The sequence below is a fragment of the Gemmatirosa kalamazoonensis genome, from assembly GCF_000522985.1.
GTDB lineage: Bacteria > Gemmatimonadota > Gemmatimonadetes > Gemmatimonadales > Gemmatimonadaceae > Gemmatirosa > Gemmatirosa kalamazoonensis.
In genome coordinates, this window is the sequence record NZ_CP007128.1 from 2,972,315 (window position 1) to 2,985,729 (window position 13,415).

13 protein-coding genes are annotated in these 13,415 nt (G+C 74.2%); 8 read left to right on the plus strand and 5 right to left on the minus strand.

Annotation, left to right across the window (positions count from 1 at the left end; translation table 11 throughout):
* The first annotated feature begins 9 nt into the window (after positions 1 to 9).
* From J421_RS12715 to J421_RS12750, 8 genes are read left to right on the plus strand one after another with little or no spacing between them, the layout of a single operon-like run.
* A complete protein-coding gene (locus tag J421_RS12715) occupies positions 10 to 3,138 on the plus strand; it encodes a GAF domain-containing protein (RefSeq protein WP_025411559.1) in 3,129 nt (1,042 codons plus the stop codon).
* On the plus strand, positions 3,135 to 4,142 hold the full coding sequence (locus tag J421_RS12720; RefSeq protein ID WP_104022580.1) for a P1 family peptidase: 1,008 nt from the start codon (positions 3,135 to 3,137) through the stop codon (positions 4,140 to 4,142). Before J421_RS12715 ends, J421_RS12720 begins: the two co-directional genes overlap by 4 nt.
* 44 nt (positions 4,143 to 4,186) lie before the next feature.
* Positions 4,187 to 5,128, plus strand: a complete 942-nt coding sequence (locus J421_RS12725; RefSeq protein WP_025411561.1) for a C40 family peptidase — start codon at positions 4,187 to 4,189, stop codon at positions 5,126 to 5,128.
* Positions 5,129 to 5,134: 6 nt separating this feature from the next.
* On the plus strand, positions 5,135 to 6,070 hold the full coding sequence (locus tag J421_RS12730) for an Fpg/Nei family DNA glycosylase (protein ID WP_025411562.1): 936 nt from the start codon (positions 5,135 to 5,137) through the stop codon (positions 6,068 to 6,070).
* Between the two features lie 8 nt (positions 6,071 to 6,078).
* Positions 6,079 to 7,002, plus strand: coding sequence for a DMT family transporter (locus tag J421_RS12735; protein ID WP_104022581.1), 924 nt, complete (start codon positions 6,079 to 6,081; stop codon positions 7,000 to 7,002).
* On the plus strand, positions 6,999 to 7,700 hold the full coding sequence (locus tag J421_RS12740) for an HAD family hydrolase (RefSeq protein ID WP_025411564.1): 702 nt from the start codon (positions 6,999 to 7,001) through the stop codon (positions 7,698 to 7,700). Before J421_RS12735 ends, J421_RS12740 begins: the two co-directional genes overlap by 4 nt.
* Before the next feature lie 13 nt (positions 7,701 to 7,713).
* Positions 7,714 to 8,307, plus strand: coding sequence for a class IV adenylate cyclase (locus J421_RS12745; RefSeq protein WP_025411565.1), 594 nt, complete (start codon positions 7,714 to 7,716; stop codon positions 8,305 to 8,307).
* Positions 8,294 to 9,058: a hypothetical protein gene (locus tag J421_RS12750; RefSeq protein ID WP_025411566.1), complete on the plus strand. Its 765-nt coding sequence runs from the start codon at positions 8,294 to 8,296 to the stop codon at positions 9,056 to 9,058. Before J421_RS12745 ends, J421_RS12750 begins: the two co-directional genes overlap by 14 nt.
* Here the strand turns inward: J421_RS12750 and J421_RS12755 are convergent.
* The 5 genes from J421_RS12755 to J421_RS12775 form a co-directional block, all read right to left on the minus strand.
* Entirely contained in the window at positions 9,024 to 9,710 is a 687-nt protein-coding gene (locus tag J421_RS12755) for a hypothetical protein (RefSeq protein WP_025411567.1), read from the minus strand. The two genes, J421_RS12750 and J421_RS12755, sit on opposite strands and share 35 nt — an antisense overlap.
* Positions 9,711 to 9,720: 10 nt before the next feature.
* Positions 9,721 to 9,888, minus strand: a complete 168-nt coding sequence (locus J421_RS12760) for a FeoB-associated Cys-rich membrane protein (RefSeq protein ID WP_104022582.1) — start codon at positions 9,886 to 9,888, stop codon at positions 9,721 to 9,723.
* A 13-nt stretch (positions 9,889 to 9,901) separates the two neighbouring features.
* A complete protein-coding gene (gene feoB / locus J421_RS12765) occupies positions 9,902 to 12,115 on the minus strand; it encodes a ferrous iron transport protein B (RefSeq protein ID WP_104022583.1) in 2,214 nt (737 codons plus the stop codon).
* A 2-nt stretch (positions 12,116 to 12,117) separates the two neighbouring features.
* Positions 12,118 to 12,432: a FeoA family protein gene (locus J421_RS12770; RefSeq protein ID WP_025411569.1), complete on the minus strand. Its 315-nt coding sequence runs from the start codon at positions 12,430 to 12,432 to the stop codon at positions 12,118 to 12,120.
* Between the two features lie 143 nt (positions 12,433 to 12,575).
* Complete coding sequence (locus J421_RS12775) at positions 12,576 to 13,415, minus strand: prolipoprotein diacylglyceryl transferase (protein ID WP_025411570.1); 840 nt, start codon at positions 13,413 to 13,415, stop codon at positions 12,576 to 12,578.

Consider the following 13,415-nt stretch of genomic DNA (forward strand, 5'->3'; position numbering starts at 1 on the left):
CCGCGCCGCATGGCCGCTCCGTCGTCGCCCGTCGATTCGCTCGTCGTCCTGCAGGACGCCCTTCTCGCCGCCGGCCGCGCCGCGGAGCTCGGCGAGCAGCTGCGCGTGCTCGCGACCGCGCTCGCGACGCTCGCCGGCGGCCAGACGACGATCGTCGTGCGCGACGAGTCGCTCGCCGCGATCCGCACCGTGCAGGTCCGGCCCGCCGGGGGCGGCGTCGAGGACGTGCCCGCCGCCGACCGATCGACGATCGCCGCTCCCGTGTGGCGGCGGTGGCTCCGGCTGCTGAAGGCGCGGCGCGCGCAGCTCGCGGCGCCGGGCGCCACGGGTCCGGTCTACGCCCTCGACCTCTCCGACCAGTGGGCGCGCAGCGAGTTCGGTCAGGCGCTGGCCGGACTGCCGCCGGAGAGCACCATGGGCGCCGCGCCGACGGCGGAGCGCGTCGGCCCCGCCGGGCTGCTCGTCGCGCCGATCCTCGCGCGCGACGGCGCGGTGCTCGCCACGCTCGTGCAGGAGCTGCCCGACCGGTGGCCGCCCTCACCCGACGTGGTGCGCGCCGTGGAGCTGCTCGGCCAGCAGATCGGGCACCACGTGGCGGAGGCGCGGCTCGCCGCGCTCGCCGGGCGCCGCGCCGAGCGGCTGCAGCGGCTGCAGGAGGCCGGGGCCGCGCTCACCCGCTCGCTCGACGAGGGCGAGATCGTGCGCGAGCTGGCGAAGCAGGTGAGCCGCGTCGTCCCCGCCGACGGCATCGTCGTCGCGCACCCGGACCTCGAGAGCGGCGTGGTGCGCACCGCGCTGCGCCTCGTGCGCGGGCTGTCGCGTCCACGCGCCGACCAGCCGTTAGGCGCGGGCCCGCTCGCCGAAGCGGCGCGCAGCGGCGAGACCGTGCGCGTCGACGACTACGATCCGTCGCAGTCGCCGCTCGCCGCCGCCGACGACGTGGTCGGCGACGCGGGACCCGCCGGCTCGGTGCTCGTCATGCCGATGCGCGTCGGCACGCAGCTCGTCGGCGTCGTCGCCGTGCACGCCGCGGCGCCGCGCGCGTATCGCGCGGAGGACGAGGAGCTGCTCCGCGCGGTGACCGCGCAGGCCGGCACCGCGATCGCGAACGCGCGGCTGTTCGCGGAGAGCGAGGCGGAGCGTCGACAGAGCGAGGCGCTCGCCGAGGTGGCGCGCGCGGTCGGCGGCTCGCTCCGCTTCGGCGAGGTGCTGCGCCTCATCCTCCGCCACACGTCGGCGCTGCTGAAGGCGGGCGGCGCGTGCGTCGCGCTGAGGCGCGACGACTACCTGCACATCGTCGCCGGCGTCGGCGCGGCGAGCCTGCTCTCCGGCGTGCACGTGCCGGCGGGAGCGAGCATGATGGGGCGCTCGATGCAGGACGGCCGCCCGTACATCTCGAACGATGTCCCGCAGGACGAAGGCTACTACGCGCCGCTGCGCCGGGTCGCGCCGATCGAGAAGGCGGTGCTCGTGCCGCTCGTCGGCGCCGAAGGCCCGATCGGCGTGATCGTCGCCATCAACCGCGAGGCCGACTTCACCGATCTCGATGCGCGCGTGCTGCAGCGGCTCGCCGACCACGTCGCCGTCGCGATCGTGAACGCGCGTCTGTTCGAGGAGGTCACGTCGGCGACGCGCGAGTGGAAGGTCGCCTTCGACGCGGTGGCGGCGGGGCTCGTGGTGCTCGATGACCAGGGGCGCGTACGGCGATGCAACCAGCGCGCGGCGGAGCTGGCGGGCGCGCCCGGCCCGAAGGCGCTGCTCGGCCGCGGCTTCCGCGACGCGTTGGGCATCGCGCCCGCCGGCCGTCCGTCGCTCGACGCGCCCGCGTTCGACGTCATCGACCGCGCGCTGGCCCTCGGCGAGGAGGCGCGCGACATCGTGCGCGCGGCCACGCGCGGCGTGTGGCTCGACGTGCTCGCCTCGCCGCACCCCGACGGCGGCACGGTCGTGACGTTCCACGACGTCACCGCCGACCGCGAGCGCGCCGCGGCCCTCGCGCGCTCCGAGGCGCGCTACGAGCGCCTCGTCGAGTCCGCGACCGACGCGATCTTCACCGTCGACGCCGACGGGCGCATCACGTCGGTGAACCACGCCGTGGAGCGCGCGACGGGCCGCGAGCGCGAGGATCTCATCGGCGAGCGGTACGACGCGCTCCTCGCGAGCGCCGACGCGCGCGAGGTGGCGGCGGAGCTGCTCGCCGCGGCGCTGCGCGGCGAGCGTGTGCGGCGCGAGGTGCGCTTCCTCGACGCCGCGGGCGGCGCGCACACCGGGTCGCTCGTCGCCGCGCCGATCGTCGAGGACGCGATGGTGGTCGGCGTGCTCGGCGTCATGCGCGACGTGACCGACGAGCGACGGCTCTCCGATCAGCTCATGCAGCGCGAGAAGCTCGCGACGGTGGGCCGTCTCGTGCGCGGCATCGCGCACGAGCTGAACAACCCGCTCACGAGCGTGCTGACGCTCGCCGACCTGCTCGTCGGCGACGGCGCGGCGCCGGCCGATGACGACGAGCACACGCCCGATCCCGCCGACGTCCGCGACGCGGCGCTCGCCATCCGCGCCGAGGCGCGCCGCGCGGCGCGCATCATGGGGAAGCTGCACGCGTTCGCGCGTCAGCGCGCGCCCGAGCGCACGAGCACCGACGTGAATCGCGTCGTGCTCGACGCGCTCGAGCTGCGCCGCTACGCGCTGCGCATGCAGGAGGTCGACATCGACGTGGATCTCGACTACGAGCTGCCCGTGACGTGGGCCGACGCGAACCAGCTCCAGCAGGTGTTCCTGCAGATCGTCACCGCGTCGGAGCAGTCGCTCGCCGACGTGCCCGCGGGCAGCCGCCGCCTCGCGCTGCGCACGCGCCGCGTCGGCGACGCGATCGAGGCGGCGTTCGTCGACAGCGGACGCGGGTACAGCGACGAGCGCGCGGCACGGCTGCTCGAACCGTTCGGCGCGGGCGACGACACCGAGCACGACGCCGACCTCGCGGTGTCGAGCGAGATCGTGCGCGCGCACGGCGGCCGCATCCGCGTGGAGCGCGTGCCCGACGGCGGCGCCGCGGTGGTCGTCGAGCTCCCGTACGTGCCGCCCCCGGCGCTGAGCGCCGACGCGGGCGCGCTGCCGTTAGGCGCGGCGGGCGACGGGTGAGCGCGATCGACTCGCCGGTCGATCTGGCGCCGTTCGGTCTCGCGCTCGGCCACGCGACCGACGCCGACGGCGCCACGGGGCTCACCGTCGTACGCGGCATCGATGCGTCGTTCCGCGCCGCGGCGGCCATCGTCGGCCGCGCGACCGGCACGCGCGAGCTGCATGCCGCGTCGCCCGCGCATCTCGTCGACCGCGTCGACGCGATCCTGCTCACCGGCGGCTCCGCGTACGGCCTCGACGCCGCGGCCGGTGTGATGCGCTGGATGGAGGAGCGAGGGCGCGGCTTTCCGGTCGGCGCCGGCGTCGTGCCGATCGTCCCCGCGGCGGTGCTGTTCGACCTCGGACCGTTAGGCCGCTTCGACGCGCGTCCCACGCCGGCGATGGCGTACGACGCCTGCGACCGCGCGGCGCCGCTCGTCACGGAGCAGGGCAGCGTCGGCGCCGGCACCGGCGCCACCGTCGGCAAGGCGCTCGGCGCCGCGCGCGCGATGAAGGGGGGCGTCGGCTGCGTCGTCGTCGAGGGCGGTGGGATGCGCGCCACGGGCGTCGCGGCGGTGAACGCGTTCGGCGACGTGCGCGACGCGGACGGCCGCATCGTCGCCGGCGCGCGCGGGGAGAACGGGTTCGCGGACACGGCGGCGATGCTCGCGGCCGGCGTGGGCGGCGCCTCGCGCTTCGGTGCCGCGAGCGCGGCGTCGCCCGATGCGCTGCAGCACACGACGCTCTGCCTCGTCGCCGTCGACGCGCCGCTCGGCCGGCAGGCGCTCGCGCAGCTCGCGCGCGCCGCCACCGCCGCGCTCTATCGCCGCATCACGCCGTGCGGCACGACGTTCGACGGGGACACGGTGTTCGCCGTCTCGCCGCTCGGCACGCCGATCGACGATCCCGCGCTCGCGCTGCGCGCCGAGTCGCTCGCCGTGCGCGCGCTCGAGGCGGCGATCGAGCGCGCGGTGCGCGAGGCCGTCGGCCGCGACGGGATCCCGGGTCTCGCGGACGGCTCGTGAACTCCGGGCTTGACTGAACGCGCCGCCTCCGAAGGATTACGCAGATGACCAGCCCCCCACCGCTCGTCGCCGCCCCCGCCTTCGCGCTCGTCCGCGCGCCGATCGCTCCGATGCACGCCGAGCCGAGCGTGCAGAGCATCCAGGTCACGCAGACGCTGTTCGGCCACGCGCCGAGCGTCGTCGATACCGACGGCGACTGGCATCGGCTGCGCACGCTGGACGGCTACGAGGGGTGGACGCACGTCGGCTACCTCGCCGTGCTCGACACGCCGACGCCGATCGCGGTGTCGGAGGCGTCGCTGCGCGACCTGCTCGCCGAGGACGTCACGCCGCCGCCGAAGAACGGCAACGCGACGAACGGCAACGCGACGAACGGCGCGAACGGCGGCGCGACCGGCGGCCGGTTCGATCCGACGCGACTCCAGAACCTGCTCGGCGGCGATGCGGTGCCGCGCTTCTCGCTCGGCTGCACGGTGCTCGCCGGCGAGCGTCGGCTGCGGCTTCCGCTCGGCGCGTGGGTGCACTCGGCGCAGACCCTGCTCGACGGGCAGGTGATCGGGCTCGACGAGCTCGCGGTGCGCTTCCCGACCGAGCGCGATCAGCTCGTGCGCACCGCGGCGCGCTGGTTCGAGGGCACGAGCTACCAGTGGGGCGGCGTGACGCCGTGGGGCGCCGACTGCTCGGGGCTCGCCCAGACCGTGTTCGGCATGCACGGCATCTCGCTCCCGCGCGACGCGTGGATGCAGGCGAAGACGGGGCGCGACGCGGGTCACGACCTCGCGGCGCTGGAGCCGGCCGACCTGCTGTTCTTCTCCGACCGGCCCGACCGGCTCGTCACGCACGTCGCGATCTCCGCGGGCGCCGGCCGCGTGGTGCATCTCGCGCTCGGCCGCGGCGGCTTCGCGTACGACGACCTGCTCGACGAGAACGATCCGTACGCGCGCAAGCTCGCGCAGCGGTTCGTCTGCGCGCGCCGCTACTTCTAGCGCGCGATGCCGGAGCTGCCGGACGTCACGGTATACATCGAGTCGCTGCGTCCGCGCGTCGTGGGGCAGGTGCTGGAGAAGGTGCGCGTCGCGAACCCGTTCGTGCTGCGCTCGGTCGATCCGCCGCTCGCGGAGCTGGAAGGCAAGCAGGTCACGGGCGTGCGGCGCATGGGCAAGCGCATCGTCCTCGAGCTGGAGGGGGAGCTGTTCCTCGTCGTGCACCTCATGATCGCCGGTCGGCTGCGGTGGAAGCCGCTCGGCGGCAAGGTGAAGGTGCCGCCGTCGCTCGTGCTCGCCGAGCTCGCGTTCCCCACGGGCACGCTCGTGCTCACGGAGGCGGGCAGCAAGCGCCGCGCGTCGCTGCACGCGGTGCGCGGCACCGACGGCCTAACGCCGTTCGACCGCGGCGGCCTGGAGCCGCTCGACGCGACGCGCGACGCGTTCGCCAGTCGGCTGCGTCTCGAGAACCACACGCTGAAGCGCGCGCTCACCGATCCGCGGCTGTTCAGCGGCATCGGCAACGCCTACTCGGACGAGATCCTGCACCGCGCGCGGCTCTCGCCGCTCGCCCTCACCGCGCGGCTCACCGACGACGACGTCGACCGGCTGCACACCGCGACGTCGCACACGCTCGCCGAGTGGACGCGGCGGCTCCGCGCCGAGGTGGGCGACGGCTTCCCCGAGAAGGTCACCGCGTTCCGCGCGGACTTCGCGGTGCACGGCCGCTATCGCCTGCCGTGTCCGGACTGCGGGGCGCCGGTGCAGCGCATCCGGTACGCGGAGAACGAGACGAACTACTGCGCGACGTGTCAGACCGGCGGCCGCCTGCTTGCCGACCGCGCGATGTCGCGCCTGCTGCGACAGGACTGGCCGCGGTCGCTGGCCGCGCTGGAGGAGCACGTGGAGTCGCGCACGGTTCGCCGGGAGGGTGGGCCCGGTTAGCTTCCGGCATGGCTTCAACGTTTCGGAGTGAGTGGGCGCCCGACCGGTCGGAGAGTGCTCCGCGGTCGGGCGTCTGGCTCACGGAAGTGATGCTCGTCGGGATGGCGCTCGCGTGGGGCATCAATTACAGCGTCGTGAAGGTCGCGACGCACCACTTCGAGCCGCTCGTCTTCAACGCGATCCGGATCGCGCTCGCGTTCGTCGTGCTCGGTGCGATGGCGTACGGTCTGCGCGACCAACTGCCCACGTGGCGCGACCGGCGGCGGCTCGCCGTGCTCGGCGTGCTCGGACACGGCGTCTACCAGGTCGGCTTCGTCGAGGGCGTGGCGCGCTCGAAGGTGGGCACGGCGGCGCTCGTGTTCGCGGCGAGCCCCGCGTTCATCGGCATCGTGGGACGCATGCTCGGCACGGAGCATCCGAGCCGGCGTGCGTGGTTCGGCATCGCGCTGCAGCTCGCGGGCATGGCGGGCGTGGTGCTCGGCAGCGCGACCGCGGCGGCGGGAGAGGGATCGCTTTCGGGCACGCTGTTCATCCTCGGTGCGTGCGCGGCGTGGGCGTTCTACAGCGCGCTGCTGAAGCGGTACGCGCAGCGCGTGCACCCCGTACAGCTCGCCGCCTGGACGCTCGTCGGCGGCGTCGCGGTGTACGCCGTGGTCGCGTTCCCGGGGCTCCTGCGACTCGACGCGTCGACGCTGCCGCCGGTGGCGTGGGCCGCGGCGATCTACAGCGGCATCGTGGCGCTCGTCATCGGGTACCTGTTCTACTACCGCGGCGTGCGCGTGCTGGGCCCCGTGAAGACCGCGATGTTCAGCAACCTGCAGCCGATCATCGCGCTCGTCGTCGCATACTTCGCGTTCCACGAGGTGCCGACGGCGCTGCAGCTGGGCGGTGCGTCGCTCATCATGACCGGCCTCGTGGTGTCGCGCGCATGACCGCGGGGGACCGTCTCGTCCTGTTCGACATCGACGGCACGCTGCTGTGGGGCGACGGCGTCGGCCGCCGCGCGATGGAGGGCGCGCTCACGCGCGTGTTCGGCTCGACCGGCGATCCGCGCTACCGCTACGACGGCAAGACCGACATCCAGATCGCGCGCGAGCTGATGCGGCAGGAAGGGCACGCGGACCACGCGATCGACGCGCGGCTCGACGAGCTGTTCGCGCTGTATCTCGCGGGGCTGCGCGAGGAGCTCGCGTCGGGCACGCGCCACGTCCGCCGTCTCCCCGGCGTGGGCGAGCTGCTCGACGCGCTCGAGCGCCGCTCCGACGTCGTGCTCGGGCTCCTCACCGGCAACGTGGCAGAGGGCGCCGCGGCGAAGCTCCACGCGGCGGGGATCGACTTCTCGCGCTTCCGCGTGAACGCGTTCGGCTCCGACCACGAGCATCGCCCGCGGCTGCCCGAGATCGCGCAGCGGCGCGCGCGCGAGTCGCTCGGCGTCGACCTCACCGGCCACGCGATCGTCGTCATCGGCGACACGCCGGCCGACATCGACTGCGCGCGCTCGGTGGGCGCTCGCACCATCGCGGTCGCCACCGGCCGCTACTCCGTCGAGGAGCTGGCCGCGCACGGGCCGAGCGCCGTGTTCGCCGACCTCTCCGACACCGACGCCGTGATCGCGGCGATCATGGGTTAGGCACCAGACGCGCATGCTCGAGCTGGAGCTGAAGGCCGTCGTGGACGACGTGGACGCGGTCCGCCGCCGGGTGGAGCTCGCCGGTGGCCGACTGCTGCTCGAGGGGCGCATGATCGACCGCCGCTTCGACGCGCCCGACGGCTCGATGACCGCGCGCGACGAGGTGCTGCGCACGCGCCGCATCGAGCACCGCGACGGCTCCGTCGAGGGCTCGCTCGACTGGAAGGGACCCACGCGCACGCTCGACGGCTACAAGGCGCGCGAGGAGCGCAGTGCGCGGGTCGACGCCGAATCGGTGGAGATCGTGCTCACGCGGCTCGGCTACGTGCGCACGCGCGAAGTGGAGCGCGACGTCGCGATGTACGCGCTCGGTGACGCGACCGTGCGCTTCGAGCGTTATCCGCGCATGGACACGCTCGTGGAGGTCGAGGGAGACGGCCCGGCGATCGAGCGCGCGATCGTGGCGCTCGGCATGCCGCGCGATCGCTTCACCGACACGCGTCTCTCCGCGCTCGCCGCCGAGTACGAGCGGCGCACCGGCCAGCGCGCCGCGCTGTCCGCGCGCGACCTCGATCCATCGGAGTCCGACGACGATGACCGCGACTGACGGCGCGCCGGTGCACGTGGAGGGGATCGGCCCCGCGACGATGCGGGTCGAGCCCGAGCGCCGCGTCGTGCTCGCGCGCACGACGGGGAGGGACGTCGAGGTGCGGTACGCGCGGATCGTCGGCGTCGCGGTCACGCGCGGCGCGGACGGGCTGCTCGTCGTGCTGCATCTCGTGAACGGCGGCGCGCTGCGCCTCACGGCGGCCGGCGCGCCCGAGTCGTTCGACGCCGAGGCCGCGCGTCTCGTCGCCGACGTGTTCTCGCTCCCCGAGCTGATGCGCGGCATGCGCGCCTACGGCGCCGGACGCGCGCTGCCCGGCTCCGATCACGACCGCTTCTTCGCGCCGCTCGTCGAGCCGCTTCGCGCGCTGCGCGCGTCGCACGAGCGCGCGCTCGGCGCCGGCGCGACGGCGGCGCCGTGGCGCGTGGCCGAGTCGGTGGGCGCCACGCGCGCGGCGGCCGAGATCCGCGCCGCGCTCGGCGCGCTCGCGGCGTCGCGCTATCCCGCGTCGGCGCCCGACCGGCGCGCGCTCGAGGCCGAGCTGCTCGACGAGACCGAGCCGCTGTTCGCCGCGCTCGACGAGCTCACCGCGGCGGCCCAACGACTCGGCGTCGCATCGGAGCGCGACCGCGTGGCGGCGTGGCGCGCGTGGTGCTCCGCGCTCGGTGCGACGTTCGTGGCCGCCGACCGCTGCTGGGCGGCCGTGCTGCCGGCGCTCAACGAGGCGCCGTCGCCGCGCGCGCCGCGTTAGGCGCCACGCGCGGCATCCACTCGACGCCGAGCTGCAGCGTGGTGTGGTGCGTGGGAAGGCGACGGATCTCCGAGCGCGGCGTCGGGCTCATCGCCGCCTGGCCGACGACCGGCAGCTGGTACCACCAGCGTTCGAGTGCCGCCGACCAGAGCAGGCGCTCGGAGCCGAGGAGCGACGCGAACCGGAGTGTGCGGAACGGCACGCCGATGCCCCACATCCGACCCGCGCCGGCGGTCACGCGCACCACGGTTCCGTCGCTCCACTCGCGCGGGGTCTCCAGCCCGGCGCGAGCGACCGTCGACACGAACGGGTGGCGCGAGGGATCGTGCTCCGCGACGACGTTCAGCGGCTCGAACGCGCTGACGATCGGCGGCGGGTATACGATGCCGTAGCTGCACGAGGTCAGTCGCACGGTGCCGTGCGCGGCGGCGCTCCCCTCGAGCACGACGACGCGCGCGAGGTGCTTCACGATCGACCCACCACCGCTCAGCGACACGCGCCAGCTGCACGATTGATCGAGCGCGCCGCCGAGCGAGCCGCCGAGCCCCAGCTCGGCGCCGAACGTCGTGCGCGGGAGCGGCGGCGCGTGCTGCGCCGGTGCGGCGCGCGCAGCGAGTGCGGCGCCTAACGCGACGACCGCGACGACCCGCACCGGCCCCGACTCAGGTCTTGGCCCAGTCGTTCGACGCCGACTCGCCGCCGCAGCCGCACCCCGCATCGCACCCCGCCGCCTTCACGGGGTGCAGCGTGCGCCACAGCCGGCGGCCCGCGTAGCCGAGTGCCGCGAGCACGATCGCCGCCACGATCAACGTCTGCACGAGAGAGCTCACGAACCCACCTCCATCATCCGAGGCCGAGCAGCCGCCCGCCCTGATACACCAGCAGCGCCGCGCCGTACGCGAGCGCGAGCATGTACGCGAATTGGATCGCCGCCCACCGCCAGCCCTCGCGCCCGCCCCCCGTCTCACGCACCGTCACGGCGACGGTGCTCATGCACATCAGCGCGTACACGTAGAACACCATGAGCGCGACCGCGACGAGCGGCGTGTAGGCCGCCTGTCCGGTGCGCGGGTCGCGCTCGTCGCGCAGCTTCGCGCGCAGCGCGGTCACGTCGTTGCCGGCCTCGCCCACGCCGTAGATCGTGCCCATCGTCGACACGAACACCTCGCGCGCGGCGAACGACGCGCCGATCGACACGCCGATCTTCCAGTCGAAGCCGAGCGGGCGCACGGCGGGCTCGATGAGATGGCCGATGCGTCCCAGCGCGGAGTGCTCCAGCGCCTGCTCCTGCTGCACCTCGGGCGCGAGCCCCGGGTTCGGCGTCGCGCGCGGATACGTCGCGAGCGCCCACAGCACCACCGAGAGCGCGAGGATCACCGTGCCCGCCTTGCGCAGGAACAGCTTCGCCCGCCCCGTCACGCCGATCAGCAGGTTGCGCGCGCTCGGCCACCGGTACGGCGGCAGCTCGAGGATCATCGGTCGCATGGGCCCGCGCAGCAGCGTGCGCTTGAACAGCGCCGCGACGCCGAGCGCGGTGACGGTGCCTAACAGATACATGGCGAGCATCGTGAGCCCCTGCAGGCTCAGGATGCCGCCGAGCAGCGCCGTCGCCGGCACGAACGCGCCGATCAGCAGCGTGTAGACCGGGAGCCGCGCCGAGCAGCTCATGAGCGGCACGACCATGATCGTCGCCAGCCGGTCCTCGGGGTTCTCCACCGTGCGCGCGGCCATGATCCCCGGCACCGCGCAGGCGTAGCCCGAGAGCATCGGGATGAAGCTCTTGCCGTGCAGCCCCACTCGGCGCATGAGCGCGTCCATGAGGAACGCGGCGCGCGCCATGTAGCCCGAGTCCTCGAGCAGGCCGATGAACAGGAACAGGAGCGCGATCTGCGGCAGGAACACCAGCACGCTCCCCACGCCCGCGATCACGCCGTCGACGACGAGGCTCCGGAGATCGCCCGCCGGCAGCCCCGAGCCCAGCGTCTGGCCGAGCCACGAGATCGCACCCTCGATCGCGTCCTGCACCGGCGTCGCCCACGTGAAGATCGACTGGAAGACGACCGCCATGAGCGCGAGGAAGATCACCCACCCCCACACGCGGTGCAGCACGACGGCGTCGATCCGGTCGCTCGCGGTGCGCGCGCGCCGCTCCGCCCGCGTCACGACGCGCGACAGCACGCCGCCGATCCAATCGTAGCGCAGCTCCGCCTCGAGCCGTTCCGGCGCGTGCCCGGCGCGGCGCAGCTGGTCGCGCGCCGCCTCCAGCCGCGGCCGCAGATCCGTCGCCGCCGCGAGGTGCGACTCGGGACGCGTCACGGCGAGCAGGCGCAGCGCCTCCATCGCCGCCGGCATCGGGTCGAAGCCGGCCGCCTCCAGCACCGCCGTCACCGGCGCGAGCGCGTCCGCGGCCGCGGGCGGCATCGCGAACAGCCGCTGCGGGCGGGGAAGCGACGTCGCGCGCGAGATCGCGAGCTTCAAACGCTCGACCCCCTCGCCGCGCTTCGCCACCGTCGGGATCACCGTGACGCCGAGCTCGTGGATCAGCTCGGGCACGTCGATGCGGATCCCCGCGGCCTCGGCCGCGTCCATCTGGTTCAGCGCCAGCACCACCGGACGCCCGAGCTCCAGGAGCTGGCTCGTGAAGAACAGGTTGCGCTCGAGGTGCTGCGCATCGGCGACGCAGACGATGACGTCGGGGAGCGGCGTGTCCCGGCCGCGGCCGAGCAGGACCTCCAGGGCGATCGCCTCGTCGGGCGACCCGGCAGAGAGCGAGTAGCTGCCCGGCAGGTCGAGGACGCTGACGCGGGTGCCGTCGGAGCCGCGGTAGCTGCCCTCGTGCCGCTCCACCGTGACGCCGGCAAAGTTGCCGACCTTCTGGCGCAGCCCGGTGAGCGCGTTGAACAGCGTGCTCTTGCCCGTGTTCGGGTTCCCGACCAGGGCCACCCGGAGGACGGCGGGGGTCGCCGCGGGGGCGACGAGCGGCGGGACCGCGGAAGCGTCGGGCGCCGCGTCGGCGCTCGACCGGCGCCGGCCCGCCGCGGCTGGCGGGGGGGACACGCTCAGACCGGCAGCGGCCGGACCGTGATGCCCGCCGTGAGCGCCTTGCCGAGGGCGATGCGCGTGCCGCGCACGTCGAGGACCATGGCGTGCCGCGCGTCGAGCACGGAGACGCACGCGCCCTCGCAGACGCCGAGCGCGCGCAGCCGGCACGCCTGCACGTCGTCGCAGCGCATCTCGAGCACCGTCGCCCGGTCCCCGACGGCGCACGACGCCAGCAGGCAGTCACGCGCCACCTCGGTCACCGGCGCTGCCGGCTCCGAGAGCACGTTGAGCTGCCGCGCGGTGGCGGCCTTGGGACGCAGGAAGCGGAACACGAGTCGCGGTGCGGTCGAGAGCTAATTGAGAATCGTTCTCAACTAGGCTGTTGTAATCTTATACTGGCTGCGAATCAGGTCAACCACACTCGGAATTACACCGCGAACCTGCCAGGTATTCCCCGGCGCGCGCAGGCCGCGCCTCAGGCCGCGGCGTAGGCCGGCGGGGCGAGCTCGCGGCCGCGGCGCGACCACATGATCAGCACCCCCACGACGGTGATCGTCAGCGCGATGAGCTGCGCCGTCGACAGCGGCCCGGCGAACCGGTCGTCCTTCGCGCGCAGGAACTCCACGACGAACCGTTCCAGGCCGGCCAGCACGCAGTAGACACCGAACAGCCAGCCCTCCCTGTGCGTGTGCGCGCGGAGCCGCCACAGCACGAGGAACATCACGAAGCCGAGCACTACCTCGAGAAGCTGCGTCGGGTAGACGCCGATGACCTCCCACGGCGGCACCGTGGCCGGCAGCTGGGCGCCGAACTGTCGGATCATGTTCTCCGCCGTCGACGGCGGGAACCCGTGCGGGAACTTCACCGCCAGGAAGCCGTCCCACGGCTTGCCGTAGTCGTCGCCCACGGCCCAGCAGCCGCTGCGCCCCACCGAGTAGCCGGCCGCGATGGCGATCCCCGCGACGTCGGCGAAGCGCAGGAAGGAGAACCCCTTCCGCCGGATGACGAGCCAGCAGGCGAGCACCGACCCGATGAACCCGCCCCAGAACACGAACCCGCCGCGGCTGAAGATGGCGCCGAAGTCGCGCGTCAGGATCACGAAGTAGAGCTTCGCGCCGACGAGCGTGCCGATGAGCGCCGCGGTCACGAGGTCCGGGATCGCGGCCGCCTCCGCCAGGTGCCCGCGTCGCGCCAGCTCGCGCTGCGAGATGATGTGCGCGATGGCGAACGCCAGCAGCACCGCCAGCCCGAACCCCGTGAGGGAGAGGGGGCCGACCTGCAGCGTGGCGGGCTCGATGGTGAAGGGAGCGGACAA

Excerpts from the sequence above, each read along its gene's own strand:
- J421_RS12745 (WP_025411565.1), top strand. The coding sequence starts at position 7,714 with ATGCTCGAGCTGGAGCTGAAGGCCGTCGTGGACGACGTGGACGCGGTC.
- J421_RS12715 (WP_025411559.1), top strand. The coding sequence starts at position 10 with ATGGCCGCTCCGTCGTCGCCCGTCGATTCGCTCGTCGTCCTGCAGGAC.
- J421_RS12735 (WP_104022581.1), top strand. The coding sequence starts at position 6,079 with ATGGCTTCAACGTTTCGGAGTGAGTGGGCGCCCGACCGGTCGGAGAGT.
- J421_RS12750 (WP_025411566.1), top strand. The coding sequence starts at position 8,294 with ATGACCGCGACTGACGGCGCGCCGGTGCACGTGGAGGGGATCGGCCCC.
- J421_RS12740 (WP_025411564.1), top strand. The coding sequence starts at position 6,999 with ATGACCGCGGGGGACCGTCTCGTCCTGTTCGACATCGACGGCACGCTG.
- J421_RS12725 (WP_025411561.1), top strand. The coding sequence starts at position 4,187 with ATGACCAGCCCCCCACCGCTCGTCGCCGCCCCCGCCTTCGCGCTCGTC.
- J421_RS12730 (WP_025411562.1), top strand. The coding sequence starts at position 5,135 with ATGCCGGAGCTGCCGGACGTCACGGTATACATCGAGTCGCTGCGTCCG.